17 protein-coding genes are annotated in these 19,815 nt (G+C 69.8%); 10 read left to right on the top strand and 7 right to left on the bottom strand.

All coding sequences use genetic code 11. From position 1 onward, the window contains the following. Positions 1 to 102 precede the first annotated feature (102 nt). The 7 genes from H2Q94_RS25330 to H2Q94_RS25300 all read left to right on the top strand — a co-directional run bounded on the left by H2Q94_RS25330 (position 103) and on the right by H2Q94_RS25300 (position 10,504). Entirely contained in the window at positions 103 to 1,173 is a 1,071-nt protein-coding gene (locus H2Q94_RS25330; RefSeq protein WP_243789666.1) for a LysR family transcriptional regulator, read from the top strand. 131 nt (positions 1,174 to 1,304) lie between these two features. Beyond that, entirely contained in the window at positions 1,305 to 2,219 is a 915-nt protein-coding gene (locus H2Q94_RS25325; protein WP_243789665.1) for an SGNH/GDSL hydrolase family protein, read from the top strand. Between the two features lie 166 nt (positions 2,220 to 2,385). After that, complete coding sequence (locus H2Q94_RS25320) at positions 2,386 to 5,385, top strand: penicillin acylase family protein (protein WP_243789664.1); 3,000 nt, start codon at positions 2,386 to 2,388, stop codon at positions 5,383 to 5,385. Positions 5,386 to 5,872: 487 nt separating this feature from the next. Then, the gene (locus tag H2Q94_RS25315; RefSeq protein ID WP_243789663.1) at positions 5,873 to 6,265 is read left to right on the top strand and encodes a hypothetical protein; all 393 of its coding nucleotides are present in this window, start codon (positions 5,873 to 5,875) and stop codon (positions 6,263 to 6,265) included. Positions 6,266 to 6,409: 144 nt separating this feature from the next. Then, positions 6,410 to 8,077 (top strand): sulfatase family protein, encoded by a 1,668-nt coding sequence (locus H2Q94_RS25310; RefSeq protein ID WP_243789662.1) that lies wholly within the window; start codon positions 6,410 to 6,412, stop codon positions 8,075 to 8,077. 194 nt (positions 8,078 to 8,271) lie between these two features. After that, positions 8,272 to 9,231 carry a YdcF family protein gene (locus tag H2Q94_RS25305; protein ID WP_243789661.1) on the top strand — a complete coding sequence of 320 codons (960 nt, stop codon included), beginning with the start codon at positions 8,272 to 8,274 and terminating at the stop codon, positions 9,229 to 9,231. Between the two features lie 103 nt (positions 9,232 to 9,334). Continuing rightward, positions 9,335 to 10,504 carry a VanZ family protein gene (locus H2Q94_RS25300; RefSeq protein WP_243789660.1) on the top strand — a complete coding sequence of 390 codons (1,170 nt, stop codon included), beginning with the start codon at positions 9,335 to 9,337 and terminating at the stop codon, positions 10,502 to 10,504. Between the two features lie 102 nt (positions 10,505 to 10,606). Here H2Q94_RS25300 and lysX read toward each other — a convergent pair whose 3' ends face one another. From lysX to H2Q94_RS25280, 4 genes are all read right to left on the bottom strand, one after another. Beyond that, positions 10,607 to 12,106, bottom strand: coding sequence for a bifunctional lysylphosphatidylglycerol synthetase/lysine--tRNA ligase LysX (lysX, locus tag H2Q94_RS25295; protein ID WP_243789659.1), 1,500 nt, complete (start codon positions 12,104 to 12,106; stop codon positions 10,607 to 10,609). A 145-nt stretch (positions 12,107 to 12,251) separates the two neighbouring features. Next, positions 12,252 to 13,109: an SAM-dependent methyltransferase gene (locus H2Q94_RS25290; RefSeq protein ID WP_243789658.1), complete on the bottom strand. Its 858-nt coding sequence runs from the start codon at positions 13,107 to 13,109 to the stop codon at positions 12,252 to 12,254. Positions 13,110 to 13,722: 613 nt separating this feature from the next. Beyond that, a complete protein-coding gene (locus tag H2Q94_RS25285; RefSeq protein ID WP_243789657.1) occupies positions 13,723 to 14,403 on the bottom strand; it encodes an ABC transporter ATP-binding protein in 681 nt (226 codons plus the stop codon). Between the two features lie 23 nt (positions 14,404 to 14,426). Then, positions 14,427 to 15,497: an ABC transporter permease gene (locus H2Q94_RS25280; protein ID WP_243789656.1), complete on the bottom strand. Its 1,071-nt coding sequence runs from the start codon at positions 15,495 to 15,497 to the stop codon at positions 14,427 to 14,429. Between the two features lie 187 nt (positions 15,498 to 15,684). Here H2Q94_RS25280 and H2Q94_RS25275 point away from each other — a divergent pair, with 187 nt between their 5' ends. After that, a complete protein-coding gene (locus H2Q94_RS25275) occupies positions 15,685 to 16,878 on the top strand; it encodes a sensor histidine kinase (protein WP_243789655.1) in 1,194 nt (397 codons plus the stop codon). After that, complete coding sequence (locus tag H2Q94_RS25270) at positions 16,878 to 17,510, top strand: response regulator transcription factor (RefSeq protein WP_309501077.1); 633 nt, start codon at positions 16,878 to 16,880, stop codon at positions 17,508 to 17,510. The genes H2Q94_RS25275 and H2Q94_RS25270 overlap by 1 nt, the downstream gene beginning before the upstream one ends. Positions 17,511 to 17,538: 28 nt before the next feature. Here the strand turns inward: H2Q94_RS25270 and H2Q94_RS25265 are convergent, their stop codons facing one another. The 3 genes from H2Q94_RS25265 to H2Q94_RS25255 are packed head-to-tail and all read right to left on the bottom strand — an operon-like array spanning position 17,539 to position 18,969. Further along, a complete protein-coding gene (locus H2Q94_RS25265) occupies positions 17,539 to 17,877 on the bottom strand; it encodes a cupin domain-containing protein (RefSeq protein ID WP_243789654.1) in 339 nt (112 codons plus the stop codon). A gap of 10 nt (positions 17,878 to 17,887) precedes the next feature. Beyond that, positions 17,888 to 18,262, bottom strand: a complete 375-nt coding sequence (locus H2Q94_RS25260) for a hypothetical protein (RefSeq protein WP_243795903.1) — start codon at positions 18,260 to 18,262, stop codon at positions 17,888 to 17,890. A gap of 44 nt (positions 18,263 to 18,306) precedes the next feature. Further along, on the bottom strand, positions 18,307 to 18,969 hold the full coding sequence (locus H2Q94_RS25255; RefSeq protein ID WP_243789653.1) for a helix-turn-helix transcriptional regulator: 663 nt from the start codon (positions 18,967 to 18,969) through the stop codon (positions 18,307 to 18,309). Between the two features lie 143 nt (positions 18,970 to 19,112). On the opposite strand from H2Q94_RS25255, the gene H2Q94_RS25250 reads away from it, so the two are divergent. Beyond that, a complete protein-coding gene (locus H2Q94_RS25250; protein WP_243789652.1) occupies positions 19,113 to 19,709 on the top strand; it encodes a DUF2249 domain-containing protein in 597 nt (198 codons plus the stop codon). Positions 19,710 to 19,815 lie beyond the last annotated feature (106 nt).

Raw genomic sequence — 19,815 nt, 5'->3', positions numbered from 1 at the left:
GGGCCGTCAGTCGCCCAGGTCGTCATCGGCCCAGCGCGCGCAGCGGTCGAATCACGCCATGGCACGCCATGAGCGGGCGACACCGCACATGTGGAAGGACACATGCCGTTACCCGGATCTTCCGAGATCGCAGTGGCCGAAGGCAAGCACCGGCGCGTGCAGGCCCCGCAACCGCTGCTGGACACCACCCTGGACCAGCTGCGGACGCTGGTGGTCGTGCACGAAACGGGCACCGCGCTGGCCGCGGCCCGGCTGCTCGGGCGCGAGCAGTCCAGCGTGCAGAAGCAGCTGGACACGCTGAACCGCAACTTCCGGGAACTGTGCGGGGAACCGCTCGTGCTGAAGCAGGGCAGAGGCAAGGACGCGCGGTTCACCGCGACCGGTGAGGCACTGGTCGAACGGGCGCGGGACACCTTGGACGACTGGCTGGAGGTCGTCACCGATTCCCGGCGCCGCGTCGGCGGGTCGTTGCGGGTGGGCACCACCAGGTTCACGCTCGGCTTCCTCACGCCCGCGGTGGAGCGGGTCGCGGCGGACTTCCGGGCCGATGGGGTGGATCTGAAAGTGGTGCACCTGCGGACCCGGAACCTGCTGGAAGCGTTGCGCGCCAACGAAGTCGACCTGGTCTGCGGCAGCACCCTCACCCATGTCGGCGCCGACCCGGACGGGCTGGACGTGCTGGAGTGGCGCCGCAGCGGGCTCACCCTGGTCACGAACCTCGATCGGCGCCTGGTGGCAGGACCCGCGGTGCGGGCCGCGTCGTTGCCGAGGTTGCCGCTGGTCATCCCGGGCAGCGGACTCGTCGCGGAGTTCCTGCGCGGCTGGTTCGGCGCGGACTACCGGAGTGCGCTCAACGTGGCGGGCGAGGTGGACGACGTGCGCTACGGGTTCGAACTGCTCAGTTCGGGCCTGCTGCACGGCTGCATGCTGGTCACCCGCGGTGTCGCGGAGGCGGCGATGGACGGGCGGCTGCCCGACGGCCGCGGTCTGCGCACGCTGGACGTGCTCGGTGATCTGGAGCCGAAGCTGGAGGTGCTGGTAGGCGCCTTCGCCAGGCGCGGGGAACGCGAACAGCACGACGGATCGCATCCGCTGAACCGGCTGTGGGAGGCGCTCGCCACGCGGCACTCCGAGTGGAACGAGAGCCGATCAGAATCGTCCACTGTGGATTGACAGTCGTCCTGGGAGGATCCGCGCGGCCAGGTCGGAACAAGAACGTCGACTCCCGACAGTTCGCCAAGTCGTCTTCGTCGCGCCACCGATTCCTCACCGCGGGTGAGTCCGCAGCGGTGATGGTGTTGCGCGTGAGTGAGCGCAGAGTCCGAGCCGTGGCCGGGCGACCGGTGCGCAGCCTGGTCGCGCTGGGCGATTCGACGACCCTCGGCATGGGTGATCGCGTGCCCGGTGGCGGGTGGCGCGGCTTCGCCCGGCTGCTCGCGGACGCGCTGGGCGGACCCGGCCGGATCCGGTTCGCGAACCTGTCCACCTCAGGAGCGCGGGTGCGCGACGTGCACGACGTGCAACTTCCCGCCGCGATGCGGCTGCGGCCGGACGCGGCGGTGCTGGTGGTGGGCATGAACGACACGCTGCGCTCGGACTTCGACCCGGTGCTGCTGCTGCGGCGGCTGGACGTGGTGGTCGGCGAGCTGACCAGGGCCGGGGCCGTGGTGGTGACCGCGCGCTACCACGATCACGGCCGAGTGTTCCGGTTGCCCGCGCCGCTGCGGCGCGCACTGCGCAAGCGGATCGACCAGGTGAACGCGGTGCTCGACGAAGTGGTCGCCCGGCACGGCGCACAGTGCGTGGACCTCGACGCGCTGCCCGGTGCTTACGAGCTCGGCACCTGGTCGGTGGATCGGCTGCATCCCTCGGAGCTGGGGCATCGGCGGCTGGCGCGGGCGATGGGGGAGCGGTTGGCGGCGGCGGGTTGCCGGGTGCCGGAATCGGTGAGCCTGAGGTGTTCCGGCGGTGTCCGGATCACGGCGTGGCACCACCTGGCCTGGCTGGTGTTCCGGGGTGTGCCGTGGCTGGTGCGGCGCGGCTCCGACCTGCTGCCGCACGGGATCGCGGTGATGGCGCGGGAGGTCGCCGAATCGCGACGGGAACGCCGTACTCGACGAGGGCTGCGGCTGGTCGAGCCGATGCGGCAGGCGCCGCAGCCGATGGGCGGGAAGCCGGTGAGTGCCGACGACGCGGTGCTGCGGCCGGATGCCGGATGATCCGGTGCGCCGTTGCGCCCAGCGATCTTTGTCATGCACGTGAGCATTCAGGGCGTCCGGCTCACTCGGACGGCCCAATCCTGCCCTTCGGAGAACGTGAATTGATTTCATTTTCGCTGGTGTTCGATTAGCGTCCGGCCTCGACGTCGATCGAGAGGACTGGCAGATGACAGGGCAGCGGATCGTGGCCGCACTCAGCGTCGGGGCCGTCGTCGGCGCCTTGATCCTCACTCCCGCGGCCGCCGCGGTCCCCGCACCGCACGCACCCGCGCCGGGCGCACTCGCGCCGGGCGCACTCGCGCCGGGCGCACCCGCGCCGGGCGCACCCCCGCCGCACGCACCTGTGCCGGACGCACTCGCATCGAGCTCACCCGTGCCGGACGTGCCGCAGGTGCCGGACTACTGCGGCGGGCAGTGCCACCACATCCTGCCGCCGGGCCAGAACGGCAACGCCACGCTCGCCGAGCTCGCCGGGCACCTGCTGCTCGGCACCACACCGCCGCACGCGGCCGACCAGACCAAGCCCTACGCCGAGCTCGCCACCGGATACTCGGAGCTCACCACCGGCACCATCAACGAGTTCTTCAACGACGATTCCTTCGGCGTCCGGCCCGATGACGTGGAACGCACCTACCGGCCGCGCGAAGACGTCACCGTGGTCCGGGACAAGACCGCGGGCATTCCGCACATCTACGGCGACACCCGCGACGGCACCACCTTCGGCGCAGGCTTCACGACCGCCGAGGACAAGTTGTTCCTGATGGACGCGCTGCGCCGGGCCGGTCGCGGCGAGGTCAGCTCGTTCGCGGGCGGCGCACCCGCCAACCGCGAACTGGAACAGGACTTCTTCGCCACCTCCCCCTACACCGAGCAGGAGCTGGAGCAGCAGATCGAGGTCGCTCGGTCGGCGGGGCCGCGCGGCGAGCAGGCGCTCGCCGACGCGACGTCCTATGTGGACGGGATCAACACCTACATCCGCCAGGCGCACGAGGGTCGCTACTTCCCCGGCGAGTACGTGGCGACCGGGCACGTGGACGCGATCACCAACGCAGGCGAGATCGAGCCGTTCAAGCTCGCCGACCTCGTTGTGCTCGCCTCGCTGGTCGGCGCCCAGTTCGGTGGCGGCGGCGGTAACGAGGTGCAGCAGGCGGTGGCGCGGATGTCACTGCACGAGCGATTCGGCCCCGAACGCGGCGAGCAGGTGTGGCGCACCTTCCGCGCCGAGAACGACCCCGAGTCGATCCCCACCGTGCACAACGGCTCGTTCCCGTACGCGGTGTCCCCGGAGAACCCGAAAGGCGCGGCGATGCCCGATCCGGGTTCGGTGACCGAGCAGCAGCTCGTGTTCGACCCCACCGGCTCCGCCGCCGACCCGGAGCAGAGCCCGCAGCAGCGTCAGACACCGGTGACAAAGCCGAACAACGCCCAGCCGGACTCGAACGACAAGCCCGCCCAAGCGGAAGCGCTGCGCGGCATCTTCAACGACGGCGTCGTGCCCGCCGACATGGCCGAACCGCGCGGCATGTCGAACGCGCTGATGGTCTCCGGCGAACACACCGACAGCGGCAACCCGATCGCCGTGTTCGGCCCGCAGACCGGCTACTTCGCCCCGCAGCTGCTGACCTTGCAGGAGCTCCAAGGGCCGGGGATCTCGTCGAAGGGCGCGTCGTTCGCGGGCCTGAGCTTCTACACCTTGCTGGGGCGCGGCCAGGACTACTCGTGGAGCGCCACCACGGCTGCGCAGGACATCATCGACACCTACGCGGTGGAACTGTGCGCACCCGACGGCGGGCCGGTCACCAGGGAATCCGACCACTACCTGTTCCGCGGCGAATGCCTGCCGATGCAGCAGGTCGAGCGGCGCAACTCCTGGGAGCCCAACCTGGGCGACGACACCCCGGCCGGCTCGTACCGGCTGGTCTCGTTCCGCACGCGGTACGGGCCGGTGACGCACCGCGCCACCGTCGACGGCAAACCCGTCGCCTACGCCTCGGTGCGCTCGACCTTCCAGCACGAAGTCGACTCGATCATCGGTTTCCAGCGCTTCAACGACCCCGCCGAGATCACCTCGCCGGAGGCGTTCCAGCGCGCCGCCGAGGACGTGAACTACACGTTCAACTGGTTCTACGCCGACTCCGAGCACACCGCGCACTTCAACTCCGGCGACAACGTCGTCCGCAACCCCGAAGTGGACCCGAGCATGCCGGTGGTCTCCGACCCCGAGTTCGAGTGGCGGGGCTGGAACCCGGACGGGAACACCGCGGACTACGCACCGTTCGAGGAGCATCCGCGGGCGGTGGACCAGGACTACTTCGTCAGCTGGAACAACAAGCAGGCTCCCGGTACCAGCGGCGCGGACTGGAGCAAGGGCGCCGTGCAGCGCGGCGACCTGCTCGACTCCCGCGTTCGCGGTCTCGTCGCCGAGGGCGGCGTGAACCGGGCCGACCTGACTCGGGCGATGGAGGAGGCCGGGCTGGCCGACCTGCGCGCCGAGCGGGTGCTGCCGGACCTGCTGCGGGTGCTCGACAGCGCGCCGAGCGACGACCCGGAGCTCGCCGCCCGGATCAAGCTGTTGCGCGACTGGCTCCACGACGGCGGGCTGCGTACCGAGACCGAACCGGGCAGCCGCGAATACGCCCACGCCGAGGCGATCGAGCTTCTGGACGCCTGGTGGCCGCTGCTGGTGCGCGGCACGTTCGAACCCGCGCTCGGGCCGGACACCTACCGGGCGCTGACCGGGGCGGCGCAGATCAACGAGTCGCCGTCGGGCTGGCAGAACGAGGAACCCGGCGAACACGTCGGGCAAGCGCACCAGGGCTCGGCGTTCCTGGTCGGCTGGTACGGGCAGGTGTCGAAGAACCTGCGCGGCGCGCTCGGCGAGGACGTTCCCGGCGGATTCGGGCAGGGCGACCCGCGACCGGGCAACTCGTTGTGCGGCGACGGGGATCTCGGCGCCTGCCGTCAGGCACTGGTCGACAGCCTCGCCGCGGCCGACGCGACCCCGGCCGAGCAGACCTACCCCGGCGACGCGGACTGCGAGCCCGGCGACCAGTGGTGCGCCGACGCGATCATCCAGAACAAGATCGGCGGCATCGCCCACGACCCCATCAGCTGGCAGAACCGCCCCACCTACCAACAGGTCGTCGAGTTCCCGTCACACCGCTGACGCGAGCTCACCCGAGCAGGGGTCAGGTGCACTGCGGGGTGGAGTGAACGGACCGTTCGTCCCATCTAGTTGGGCGAACGGTCCGTTCACTCCACCCCCGCTTCGAGCCGTCGGGCCGACACGCCCACGCGCCGGCAGACTCAGCGGGATTTCTCCGAGGGTGAACGGACCGTTCGTCCGATCCTGTTGGGCGAACGGTCCGTTCACTCGCGAAACCGCTCCCGGTGCGCGGCGGATCCGTGCTCACCGCCACGGCGACGGATCGGTGTGAACGGACCGTTCGTCCAAGCGGATCGGACGAACGGTCCGTTCACCGGCGAAATCAGGCGGGCGGTGGTGCCGTCGTGTCGGTGCGGTTGCTCGAAGTGCCGGAAACGTCGGCATGGCAAGGCATTCGGCGCAGCCGGATCATGCAGTCGTGGTGTTCCGGGGCGGTGTTCGCGTGCACTAGTCTCGCGGCGGCACAATCGACGACCTTGGGGGCACCTTGGCCACGTGGGGCGATATCTCCGCTTTTGTCCGTTCCGAATATCGAGTCATCGAGGACACCGGTGACGAGATCCGGATTCTCATCGAATACGAGGACGATCGAAGCCAGGTCATCATGGTCTGCCGCGAAGTCCTGGACCAACGCGAGGAGTGGGTCCAGGTCGCCTCGGTCTGCGGCCTGGTCGCCGACATTGACCTGCACCTGCTGCTCAAGGAGATCGGGGAGACCTCCGTGGTGTGCGGCGCCGTGGTCATGGGCGAGCACGTGGTCCTGCGGCATTCGTTGCCATTGCTGAACCTGGACATCAACGAGTTCGTGGACCCGTTGCAGTTGGTCGCCGACACGGCCGACCACCTGGAGGAAACCTTCTTCGGCGGGGACGGCTACTGATTTTCCCGGCCGCGCGTTCAACGGGCGAACGCGCCGCGCCGGATCGATTCAACCCGGCAGGATTACCCGATTAGATGCGCCTGAACGTGTCCTAGTCCGGTCGGAATCTTGACTTCTCCGCGGCCTGCCGTGGAAAACAAGAGCATGGCACGTTTCCGCCGCATCTCCGGAACGTCTCGAGCGCTGGCATTGCTGCTGATCATCGGAGCGGTGCCGGCCGCTTGCACCGCCACGAAACCCGCAGCGCAACCTCGGGTGCAGGCGGGCAAACCGAACGTCGTCATGGTGATGACCGACGACCAGTGGCTCGACAGCATGCGGTTCATGCCGAACGTGCAGCGGATCCTCGGGCTCGGCGGCGTGACCTTCGACCGGTACTACGCGTCGTTCCCGCTGTGCTGCCCGTCCCGTTCGACGTTCCTCAGTGGACAGTTGGCGCACAACAACGGTGTCCGGCACAACGCGGCCCCGCTGGGCGGCTACGACAAGCTCGACGAGGACAACACGCTGCCCGTCTGGATGCAGCGCGCCGGATACGTCACCTCGCACATCGGCAAATACCCCAACGGCTACGGCAAGAGCGACGAGACGCACGTCCCGCCGGGGTGGGACGAGTGGCGCGGTTCGGTGGATCCGACCACCTACGACATGTACGGCTACCGGCTCAACGAGAACGGCACGATGCGCACCTACGGAGATTCGTGGGTGCAGGACCCGAACCTGTACCAGACCGACGTGTACCGGGACAAAGGCATCGACTTCATCAACCGGCGCTCGGCGGAGGGCAAGCCGTTCTTCCTCAGCCTCGCCTTCCTCGCCCCGCACGGGGAGAACGTGCACGGCGCCCCGGACAACGGCGACTTCTTCCGCGTCGGCCGCGGACCTCGCCCCGCGCTGCGGCACCAGGGCGCGTTCTCCGCGGAGCAGGTGCCGAACGACCCGTCCTACGACGAGGCCGACATGAGCGACAAGCCGCAGTTCTTGCGGGACTACCCGGCGATCGCCGCGAACACCGACACCGAGATCACCGAGAGCTACCGGCTCCGGCTGGAGTCGCTGCTCGCGGTGGACGAAGCGGTGCAGCGGCTCGTCGATGCCCTGCGGGCGAACGGGCAGCTGGAGAATACCTACTTGCTGTTCGCCTCGGACAACGGGTTCTTCTTCGGCCAGCACCGGGTGCCGACGGGTAAGTTCTTGCCGCACGAAGCCTCCGCGCACGTGCCGCTGCTGATCCGCGGCCCCGGCCTCGAAGCGGGCATGCACGCGCGGGAACTGAGCGCGAACACCGATCTCACCGCGACCATCGTTGACATCGGGCAGGCGGAGCCGACGCTGCCGTTGGACGGGAGGTCCCTGCTGCCGTTCGCGCAGGACCCGCGGCTGCGAACCGGGCGGCCGTTGTTGCACGAAGCCGGGGAGGGCGCGTTCCGGACGCCGGTGCGGCCTGGTGCGCCGGGCGATTCCGGGGCGTCGGCGGAGGACGTGTCGGTCGGGCTCGCGGCGGGAGCCGGTGACCTCGACCAGGACGGCACCGCCTCGCCCGGCCCGGGCAAACCGCGCGACGACCACAGCCAGGTGCTCGACGCGGCTTACGAGGCGATCCGCACCGGGCGCTACCTCTACATCCGCTACGTCAGTGGCGCCCACGAGCTCTACGACCTGGCGATCGACCCGCACGAACTCGCGTCGAAGCACGAGGACGTCCGCTACGCAGAGGTGCGCGCGTTCCTGGACGCGCGGCTCGACGAACTCCAGGGCTGCCAAGGCGTTGCCTGCGGTGAGGACGTCCCGCCTGCTCCGCAGCCGAAGTGACGGCCCGCACGACCGGGGCGTCCTCGGTGATGTCGTGAACGGGCCGTCGTCGCGGGTTCATTTCCGCTGCACGCTTTTCGGCGAGTTCGCACCCTCCCGTTGAGACGGTGTCAGGGTAGGCGTCCAGTGCCGGCACGTGCCCGATTAGGCTCCTGCGCGTGTTTTTCCTAATTCCCGCCGTTGTTCTGTTCGCGGTGTTCGCAGTCAGCTTCGCCTACGACCGGCGGCTGGTCCGCAACGGTATCTACCTCTTCCTCGCCTGCCTGTTCCTGGTCGGCGGACTGCTGCTCTGGCTGGCCACGTACTCGGAGGCGGCCGCGGCGTTCACGTTGATCGTGCTGGTGCTGATGATCCCGCTGACCACGCTGGTGCTCGCGGTGTTCCTGATCATCAACGGCGTGACGATGCTTCGGCGGGAAGGTAAACGGCTCGCGAACTTGTTGTCGTTGGCCGCCGGTGCCGGGATCGTCGCGTTCGTGGTGTTGCGGGTGGTGGCCAACGGAACCCGGTGGTTGCCGCTGGAAGTGGCGATGGACGCCGCGGGCAAGGTGATCGGATACGTGTCGGTGCTGTTCGTCTGCTTCCTGCTCTACTCGCTGGTCTACGGCGTGATGCCGCATCGCCGCCAGGTCGATTTCATCGTGATGCTCGGCTCGGGGCTGCTCGGTTCGAGGGTGCCGCCGCTGCTCGCGAGCCGGCTCGACAAGGGTTTGGCCGCGTTCCACAAGGAACGCGAGAAGGGCCGCGACCCGATGCTGGTGACCTCCGGCGGCCAGGGACCGGGGGAGGACGTTCCCGAGGCGCGCGCCATGGCCGACTACCTGATCTCCAAAGGGGCGCCGGCAGACCGCATCCTGGTCGAGGACCGGTCGCGCAGCACGGAGGAGAACCTGCGGTTCAGCGACGTCATCATGCGGGAGCACCGGCCGGATCACCGCGCCCTGGTGGTGACGAACAACTTCCACGTGATGCGGGCCGCCCGGATCGCCCGCAAGGAGAAGGTGGAGGCGCACGTGATCGGGTCGCCGACCGCGCGCTACTTCTGGCCGAGCGCGACGATCCGCGAGTTCGTGGCGATCTTCCTGGATCACCGGGTGGTGAACTTCGGCGTGTGCGCGCTGCTGATCGTTAACGCCGTGCTCACCGCGATCTGATCCTCTTCACCGCAGGCGCCCCCGGTGCTCGCCCGCCGACGAGCCTGATGCCGTCTCAACAGGACGTGTTGACAAGTGCTGATTCGAAGGAAGGAAGATCATAGTGAGTACCCGGCTGGTACCGGCGTTCATCGGGATCTTGGTCGGCGTGCTGCTGGCCGCGGTGCTGTTCGTTCCGTACATCGCCCGGCAATACCGCAGACGTGGCGAACTCGGCATGGGCAACCTCGCGCTGGCGCTCGCCGCCGTGGTGTACGGCGTCTCCCTGGTCGCCTACGTGCTCTTGCCGTTCCCGCAGCTGACTCCTGATTTCTGCGCCACGTCGGGAATGGGCGGCCCGCAGTGGCTTCCGTTCAACTTCCTCAACGACATGAAGAAGGAAGCCACCGACAGCAGTGTGCTGGCGACCCTGCGCAATCCGGCGTTGATGCAGGTGATGCTGAACGTGGGCCTGTTCGTCCCGTTGGGGATGTTCGTCCGGCACCTGTTCGGCCGCGGCGTGTTGGTCACCACGGCGATCGGACTGGGCGTCTCGCTGCTGATCGAGGTCACGCAAGGAACCGGCATCTGGTTCGCGTACCCGTGCGCCTACCGGCTGTTCGACGTCGACGACCTGATCATGAACACGGCGGGGGCGTTGGCGGGGGCCTGGGCAGCGCCGGTGCTGCGGGCCGTGCCCGGCCAGCGGATCACCGCTCTGCCGGGGGCGCCCCGCCCGGTCACCAGGTCCAGGCGGCTGCTGGCGGCCCTCTGCGACATGACGGCCTACACGATGCTCAGCGCCCTGGGCAGCTCCGGTGGCCTGCTCGTGCTGATGGCGGCGCAAGGAATGCTGTTCCATGGCACCGCTCCGCGCACCGAGGACATCCCCGGATCCTGGGCGGCCGGGCTGTTCGGCGTCTGGTTGCCGTGGTTCGTCCTCGCGATCGTGCTGCCGTTGGTGGGCAGCTCGACCAGCCTCGGACAGCGGATCGTGCAGTTGAAGGCGACGACCGCCGACGGGGCTGCGCCCGGCACCGGGGCGCGTTTGCTGCGCAGCTTGACCGGAACCGGTGGCTACTTCCTGCTGGCGCAGCTCGGTGACGCGTCCGCCGACGTGCCCGCGCTGGAGGCGTGCTCCAGCTTGGCGCAGCTGTTGGCGCTGGTCTCCTTGATCGGCTTGTTCACCACGGCGCAGCACCGCGGCCTGTCCTACAAGTTCGCCGGATTGCGGATCGCCGACGCCCGAACGGACCTGGAGCAGACCGAACTCGTCAAGAACCCGCAGAACTGAGGCGCCTGCCGGGTCGGCCACTCGTGTCGGCCCGGCGGACGCACTCGCGGCGAGGCGGTGCGGTGCCGGGAAACGCGCGCACCGCCTCGACGCGGGTGGGGGTCAGTTCGGCTTGACCATCGGGAACAGGATGGTGTCCCGGATTCCCTTGCCGGTGAACGCCATCAGCATCCGGTCGATGCCGATGCCCACGCCGCCGGTGGGCGGCATGCCGTACTCGAGGGCGCGCAGGAAGTCCTCGTCGAGCTGCATCGCTTCGGCGTCGCCGCCTGCGGCCATCAGCGACTGCTCGGTGAGCCTGCGTCGCTGCTCCACCGGGTCGACCAGCTCGGAGAACCCGGTGCCGAGCTCCATGCCGAACCCGATCAGGTCCCACTTCTCGGTCAGCAGCGGATCGTCCCGGTGCTGGCGGGTGAGCGGGCTGGTCTCCAACGGGAAGTCCCGGACGAACGTGGGGACCACCAGGGTGTGCTCGACGAGCTCCTCGAACAGGTGCTCCACCAGCTTGCCCGGACCCCACGACGGGTCCCACGCGATCTCCTTCGCGTCGGCCAGCTCACGCAGCGACTCGACCGGAGTCCGCGGGGTGATCTCCGTGCCGAGGGCCTCGCCGACGGAGCCGTAGAGCGTGATCGACGGCCACTCCCCGCCGAGGTCGATGTCCCCGTGTTCGGGGTGGCGCACCACGAAGTCGCCGAACACGGCCTTGGCGGCCTGCCGGATGAGTTCCGCGGTGAGCTCGGCGGCCGTGTCGTAGTCGCCGTAGGCCTCGTAGAACTCCAGCATCGTGAACTCGGGGTTGTGCGTGGAGTCCGCGCCCTCGTTGCGGAAGTTGCGGTTGATCTCGAAAACCCGCTCCACACCACCGACGACGAGCCGCTTCAAGTACAGCTCGGGCGCGATGCGCAGGTACAGGTCCAGGTCGTAGGCGTTGATGTGCGTGGTGAACGGCCGGGCCGTGGCTCCGCCGTGCACCTGCTGCAGCATCGGGGTCTCGACTTCGAGGTAGTCGCGGTCCAGCAGCACCGAACGCAACGCCTGCACGGCCTTGCCGCGCTGCTGCACGAGCTGGCGCGACTCGGGGTTGACGATCAGGTCGACGTAGCGCTGCCGCACCCGCGCCTCGGGATCGGTGAGCCCCTTGTGCTTTTCCGGCAGCGGGCGCAGGCACTTCGAGGTCAGCGTCCACTCGTCCGCCATGATCGAAAGCTCGCCGCGCTTGGAAGTGATCACCTCGCCGGTGATGCCCACGTGGTCGCCGAGATCCACATCGGCCTTCCACGCCTCCAGCGCTTCGGCGCCGACCTTGTCCAGCGCCAGCATGATCTGGATGGAGCCGCTGTCGTCGCGGATGGTGGCGAAGCACAGCTTGCCGCCCGTGCGGTACAGCAGCACCCGGCCGGTGACCGACACCCGGTCTCCGGTGGCCACGTCGGCTTCGAGCCCGTCGTGTTTCTCGCGGACGGGACCGATCGCGGTGGTCCGGGGGTAGCCGACCGGGTAGGGGTCGACTCCGTTCTCCCGCAGCCGGTCCAGCTTCTCCCGCCGGATGCGCATCTGCTCCGGGAGGTCCTCGTGATTCTCGTCCACCGCTTCACTCACCGGGCCATGGTATCGGCCCAGCTCACCAGCCTTGCCGGGGTGTCGGCTCGGGCGTTGGGGCTCGGTCGGCTCCCGCCGCGCGGTGCAGGTCGAAGTCGTCCGGGCAGGCTCCTGAACGCGGGGGATCGACAGCCTGTGCCGCCGGTCAGGGCTTCCGGGCGATGCCGCCGAACTCCCAGATCTTGCCTTCCAGCTCCGGGCGGGACGGGATGTCGTGGTCGAACGGTGTCCCGGTGTCCGTCGGCTGCTGCTCGGGCCGCCACCGGGTGATGTCGACCAGTCCGGGTTCCACGGCGTCCAGGCCGTCGAAGTAGGCGGTGACCTCCGCCTCGGTGCGGACGCGGCCCCACGTGGTCTGCTCGGTCATGAAGCGGGTGAGGAACTCCGCGGCGTCCGCGTCGTCGCTGACCAGGTGCGACATCATCAGGTGGCTGCCTGCGGGAACGGCGTCGAGCATGGCGGCGACGGCCAGGTCCGGCCGCGCCTCGTCGGGCAGGCAGTGCAGCACCGACAGGTAGAGCACTCCGACCGGTTCCGCGAAGTTGATGAGCCGCCGCGTCGCCGGGCTCTCCAGCACCGCGGTGGGCTGCGCCATGTCGGCCTGGATGACCGTGGTCCGCTGGTCCTCGGACAGCAGCGCTCGGCCGTGCGCGAGCACCACGGGGTCGTTGTCCACGTAGACGACCCGGCCGTCCGGGTTCTCCGCCTGCGCCACCTGGTGCACGTTGAGCTGCGTGGGCAGGCCGCTACCGAAGTCGATGAACTGCCGGATCCCCGCTTCGCGGGCCAGGTAGCGGACGCCGCGGCCGAGGAAGGCGCGGTTGGCGCGCGCTGTGGCGATGATGTCCGGCACGCCGTCGAGCATCGCGTGCGTCGCGTCGCGGTCCACGCGGAAGTTGTCCTTGCCGCCGACCGCGTAGTCGTAGATCCGGGCCACGCTGGGCACCGAGGTGTCGACCTCGGGCGGGAGCGCCAGCGGATCGCGGAGCTGCTCGTCGGTCATCTTCGTCGTGGCTCCTCGTGGCGGGGCGGCAGGCGCGGGCAAGATCGATGATCTTGATCGAGGGTAGCGCCGCTCGCGGTGCGTGACGAGCGTTCCGATGCGGTGGGCGGCGAAATCGGCCGCTGAGCGCAGCGGCGGCTCGTCACCCGGCTGATCGCCTGCTGCGATATCCGGCGCAGCGCCGGAGCACCACCCCGCGGCCCGCTTGCGGGATCTGTCCAAGAACTCGGCCCGCCCGCCGGCGAAATCGGCCCACCGCCGAGTCCTCGCGGCGCTGACCCACCTGAACACGCGAGCCGCACCCGGCCCAGCTTCGCACCGCGACGATCGGAGTGAACGGACCGTTCGTCCCATCTCATCGGACGAACGGTCCGCTCACTCATCTCGATCAGTCATCGCCCCCGCGGCTGCAGGTTCGGGTTCGGAGTGAGCGGACCGTTCGTCCAAGCAGATTGGTCGAACGGTCCGTTCACTCATTGCCGGGCAGTGCACTGTGCGCCGCTTGGCGGGGGCGTTTCCGAGTGAGCGGACTGTTCGTCCAAGGTGATTGGTCGAACGGTCCGTTCACTCCGGGAGCAGCCCGCAGTGCCGGTAGCCCCGCTTCCCGGTCCCGTCAGTTCGCTGCGGGAACGCGGACGCGGCCGTCGAGGACCTCCGCGACCTGGTCGACCCCGCCGAGGTGCGTGGTGTCGTGGGTGACCAGCACGGTCGCCGTGGCTCGACGATGCGTCAGCGTGGTGAGCAGCTCGATCACCGCGGCCCCGCGCTCGTGGTCGAGCGCGCTGGTCGGCTCGTCCACCAGCAGCACCGCCGGGTCGTTCATGAGGGCGCGGGCGATGTTGACGCGCTGCCGCTGCCCACCGGAGAGCTGGTGCGGCCTGCGGTCCTTCTTGTCCGACAACCCGACCGCGTCCAGCAGCTCCACCGCCCGGCCCCGCGCCTCCCGCGCCGAACGGCCATCGAGGTGCGCCATGACCTGCAACTGCTCGGCCGCGGTCAGCGACGCGATCAGGTTCGGCTGCTGGAAGATGATGCCGATCTTCTCCCGCCGCACCGCGGTCCGCTGCGCCTGGCTCATGCCCGTGACGGTGGTGCCGTCCACGACGACCTGACCGGAATCGGGTGTGACCAGCGCGGCGGCGACGGCGAGCAGGCTGGACTTGCCCGAGCCGGACGGGCCGATCACGGCCGTCACCGAACCGGCGGGCACCTGCAGGTCCGCGCGGTCCACGGCGGTGAGCCGCGAATCGCCGTCGGGGTAGGTGAGGGTGATGTCGCGCAACTGCAAACTCATGAGGGACTCCTTGCTCGGGGTGATCAGCGGGTGGACAGGGCGGTCAGCGGATCGACCGCGGTGATGCGCCGGACGGACAGCGCCGCGCCGAGCGCGCCGAGCACGACCATCACGGCCGCGGGCAGCAGCACCGTGCCGAGTTCCAGCACGAACGGGACGGTGCCCACGGCGACCGCGCCGATGGCCGCGGCGAGACCGGTGCCTGCGACGGTGCCGCCGACGAGCAGCACCACGGCCTGCCCGAGCGCGTCCCGCAGCAGGTAACGGGTGGTGGCGCCGAGCGCCTTGAGCACCGCGATGTCGCCGCTGCGCTGAATGGTCCACACGGTGAAGAAGGCGCCGATGACCAGCGCGGAGATCGCGAACAGGAACGCCTGCATCAGTTGCAGCGAACCGTTCTCCGAGCTGTACGAGCTGATCGCCGACAGCGCCCCGGAGGTGGTCGCGGTGCTGGTGTGCAGCCGCGCGTCGGCCGCAGCCAGGTCCGCGCCGTCGTCGCTGTTCAACGCGATCACGGTCGCCTGCTGATCCGATCCGGGCGATAGGCTCTGCCATTCGGCGAGGCTCGTCCAGACGACCGGGTTGTGGCTGTAGGAGGCGTCGCCGGACACGGCGGTGACCGTCAACTCCCGGCCCGAAACGGTGATGGAGTCCCCGGCACGCGCGTTGAGGTCCTCGGCCGCACCCTCGGACAACACCACCTCACCGGCGCCGACCCGTCCGCCCGCGGGCACCAGCGCGGAATCCGGTTCGACGCCGAACGTGGCCAGCGAGGTGCTGTTCGTGCCGGACTGCGCCTTGGCGGTGTTGATGCCCAGTGGATCCGCCCCACGCACTCCGGGAACTTCCCGCCACTGCAGCCACTGCTGACGGTCCACTTCGGACTCGGTGAAGGTCGGCTGCTGTCCCTCGGCCGGAGCGGAGAACACCACGTGGTCGGCGGGCAGGTCGGTGATGGCCGAGGTGCTCTCCCGGCCCAGGCCCGCGGTCAGCCCGGACAGCAGCCCGACGAGCAGGGTCATCAGGACGATGACGGTCCCCATCAGGGCGAACCGCCCCTTCGCGAACCGAAGATCTCTAGTGGCGACGAACACGGTCGAGTGCCTTTCTCTCACGTTCCCGCCGGGTCGTCCCGGCACGGTGGCAACCCTCGTCCCGCGACCGCCTCGCGACATCGCGCCACGGATCGCATCCGCGCTGTCAAAAGGTGCGGGAGCGAATCAACCTTTCGATCGATGCACCGCTGTGACCAGCACGTAGCCTGGGGAAACCGTGGATCCCATGACGCTCACCCGACCGCTGCGCGCGCTGCGCCTGTGCCTGCACCTGCTGATGGCGGGCCTGCTCGCGCTGGCCGCCGTGCACGCCGTGACCAACGAGCTGCCACGCCCGGCGGCGGTGATCGCCGCGGCGGTCGCCATGGCCGGCGTGTACGCCGCGGGTCCACTGCTGCCGCGGGTGAGCCGGTCGAAGTGGGGCGCGGCGGCGTGGCTGGGCCTGCTCGGCGCGGTGTGGCTGGTGCTGCTGGGGCTCACTCCCGACGGGGTGTGGCTGGCGTTCCCGCTGTTCTTCCTGCAACTGCACCTGCTGTCCGGCCGCTCAGGGCTGCCGGTGGTGCTGCTCACGACGGTGTTCGCGATCGCCGGTTACGCCTGGCACCAGGGCGGATTCACCCCGGCCGCGGCACTCGGTCCGGCGCTCGGGGCGGCCGTCGCGATCGCGGTCGTGCTCGGATACCAGGCCCTGTACCGGGAGAGCGAGCAACGCCGCCGGCTCATCGAGGAACTCACCGCGACACGACACGACCTCGCCATCGCCGAACGGTCCGCAGGCGTGCTCGCCGAACGGGAACGGTTGGCCAAGGAGATCCACGACACGCTCGCACAAGGCCTCTCCAGCATCCAGTTGCTGCTGCGCGCCGCCGAACGTGCCCTGCCCGACCGGCCCGGACTGGCCGCGGATCACGTGTTGCGGGCGCGGGGTGAAGCACAGGACAACCTGGCTGAGGCCCGGCGCTTCGTGCACGCCCTGACCCCGCCCGACCTGGAAGGCGGATCGCTTCCGGCGGCGCTGGAACGGTTGTGCGCCACCACTTCCGCGCATTCCGGGTACACCGTGCGGTTTCACCTGGACGGCGAGCCGGCCCCGATCCCCACCCCGTACGAGGTGGCGCTGCTGCGCATCGCGCAGTCCGCGCTGGCCAACACCGTCCGGCACGCGCAAGCCGAAGCGGCCGAGATGACGCTGACCTACATGGACACTCGCGTCGCACTCGACCTGGTGGACGACGGAATCGGCTTCGACCCGGCCGCGGCGCCGAACTCGGATCGCGTCGACGGCGGATTCGGGCTGGCCGCGATGCGGGCGCGCACCCGTGCGCTCGGTGGCACGTTGAGCGTGGAATCGGCGCCGGAGCAGGGCACCGCGCTCGCGGTGAGCTTCCCGCGCAGGCCCACTGCGGAAGGGCAGGAGTGATGAGCGGGATCATTCGGTTGCTGCTGGCCGACGACCACCCGGTGGTGCGCACCGGCCTGCGCGCCGTGCTCGACACCGAACCGGACTTCGAAGTGGTCGCCGAGGCCGTCAGCGCCGAACGCGCCGTCGAACTCGCCACCACCGAAGCGGTCGACGTGGTCCTGATGGACCTCCAGTTCGGCGCGGGCATGCACGGTTCGGACGCGACCGCCGCCATCACCGCGCTGCCCGACGCGCCCCGCGTACTGGTGCTGACCACCTACGACACCGACGCCGACATCCTCGCCGCCGTCGAAGCAGGCGCCACCGGCTACCTGCTCAAGGACGCGCCACCGGAGGAGCTCGCCGCGGCCGTGCGCACCGCCGCCGCCGGCCAGTCCGCGCTGGCGCCGACCATCGCGCACCGCCTGATGGACCGGATGCGCACTCCGGGCACCGCGCTGAGCCGCCGTGAGACGGAGGTGTTGGAACTCGTCGCGGACGGCCTGTCGAACCAGCGGATCAGCAAGCGGCTGTTCCTCAGCCAGGCCACGGTGAAATCCCACCTGGTGCACATCTACGGCAAGCTCGGCGTCGATTCCCGCACCGCGGCGGTGGCCGTCGCCGTCGACCGCGGACTCATCCGCCGGTAGGGCCGGGCCGTTCGGGGCGGAAGTCCGATCAGGACGTGCGGGGGAGGCTGACCGTCAGCAGCACGACGGCGTCGCTGACCGCGGTCAAACCGTGCCGTTCGAACGGCAGGACCAAGTGATCGCCTTCCTCCGCCTCCAGGGAGCCGGTGGGTGTGGTGACCCGGACCGAACCTCGGAGCACCTGCAACGTGGCTTCGCCGGGGCGTTCGTGCTCGGCGAGCGCGTGCCCCGCGGTGAACGCGAGCAGCACCTGCCGCAACGAGGCTTCCGATCCGCCGTGGACGGTGCTGGTCGCCCGGCCGGCGCGGGACCGCTTGGCCGCGGACAGTCGTTCGGCGGCGAGCTCGGTCAGCGATGTCGTTTCCAACGTTTCTCCTTCAGGCCATGAGAAGCAGGACGCCGCCGGCCAGCAGCGCGGCCAGTTTGCCGAACTCCAACGCGACGTAGGAGAGGTGGGCGTGCGAGCGCGGCGGGATCTGCCCGGCGAGCACCGCGCGGGTGCGGCGGTTCAGCATCGGCCGCACCAGCAGCAGCTGCGCCGCCAGCGACGCGAGGGCGATTCCCAGCGCGATCCCTGCCGCGAGCGGTGGCGCCTGGGGGGCGAAGCAGCTCAGCAGGAGCAGCGCGAACACCAGCTCGACCGCGTTGAGCGCGCGGAACACCAACCGCCCGATGCCCAGGCCGATCCGCACCGTCACACCGGGCGCGCGGAACTTCAGCGGGGCCTCCACGAAGGAGATCGCGAGCACCATGCCGACCCAGGTGAAGGTCACGGCGACCGCGACCGGCCACGCGGTCAGCTCGGGTCCTCGGCGCCGGTGACGAGGTGCGCCACGCACAGGTCGGGTTCCACGAACGCGTCGAGCCGGTCGACGGTCACGGGAGCGTTCAACGCCGTCGTGACGCCCTGCATGAGCCCGAGGTGCACTTGGCACACGACCTGCCGTTGCGCCTCGGCCAGTTCGAGGAAGGGGCAGTGCCGCAGCCCGATCTCATCGCCCCCCGCACGGGATTCAGGGCGGAACCCGAGCTCGTCGAGCAGCCCGGTCAGGTGCCCGACGGCCTGCGTGCGGGTGGGGCGGGGGGAGTCGCCGGGGGCGGCGAGCCGTGCACCCCAGCGCCGCCCGGCGTCTCCCGCGCTGCGCACCGGGTCCGCCGCCTGCGCGACTTCGCCGACGAGGATGCCCGCGAGCAGCCGGTAGTTGCGCGGACCGGTCGGGTCCATACCGGGGCGGGCGCGGAACAGCAGCGGCGGCCGGCCGGGGCCGGACCGCCGAGCGTCGACGCGCTCGACCTGCTCGTTGCCGACCAGGGCGTCCAGGTGGAAGCGGACCGTGTTCGGGTGTACCGCGAGCCGCCGCGCGATCTCGTTGACGTCCAATGCGGTGCCGGATTCCCGGAGCACGGCCAGCACCTCGTGCCGCCGCCCGGACGTTCCCGGAGTCGAGTTCCCACCCATGACGATCGACCTCCTTGTGCGGTGGACGAGCGAACCCCGCGACCCGGGGGCGCACGAGCCGGGAGGCGCCCTGGTTTCCGCCGACCGTCCGGACGTAGAGTTTATACAACCGCGAATTGTGAAAACAGGGTCCAGGAGGACACATGCCCGAGCAAGAGCTCGACGTCCGCCCGCTGCCGAAGCAGGACAAGCACCCCGCGATCTTCGGTGTCTTCCACGCGCTCGCCGTCGGCGAAACGTTCGTCCTGGTCAACGACCACGATCCGAAGCACCTGCACGACGAGTTCGAAGCGGAGCTGCCCGGCGGATTCAGCTGGGAAACCGTGGAGCCGGGACCGCAGGAATGGCGCATCCGAATCGGCAGGCTGCACTCGACGCCGCTGCCCCGGATCCTCTGCGACACCGGCGACCTCGGCGGCGACCCCGACGCGGCGGGGGCGGTGTGGGCGCTGCCGGTCCGCGACCGGGACCTCGACTCCAACGTCATCCAACTGCCTGCGGACGGGAAGATCGACGCGCACGCCGGACCGGACCTGGACGTGCTGATCCACGTGCTGCACGGGTCGGGAACGCTGCGCACCGAAGGCGGCGCCGTCGAACTAGCCCCGGGCGCTCTGCTCTGGCTGCCGAAGCGCTCCCGCCGCGAATTCATCGCGGGCGAAGCGGGCCTGCGCTACCTGACGGTCCACCAGCGCCGCAAATCCCTCACCATCGGCGGCCTCACTCACGCCGACCACTGAGCCCGCATCACCTACCCCGAGGAAAGCGCCGTTGCGCCTTGAACAGCAGGACCGGCAACAGCCGTCGGGGAGGGCGGAGCGGCCGCGACGATCGAATCCGGCCCGC

Source organism: Saccharopolyspora gloriosae (assembly GCF_022828475.1).
Taxonomy (GTDB): Bacteria; Actinomycetota; Actinomycetes; order Mycobacteriales; family Pseudonocardiaceae; genus Saccharopolyspora_C; species Saccharopolyspora_C gloriosae_A.
The sequence above is the reverse complement of the archived record's forward strand: the minus strand, read 5'-3'. Positions and strand labels throughout refer to the sequence as shown.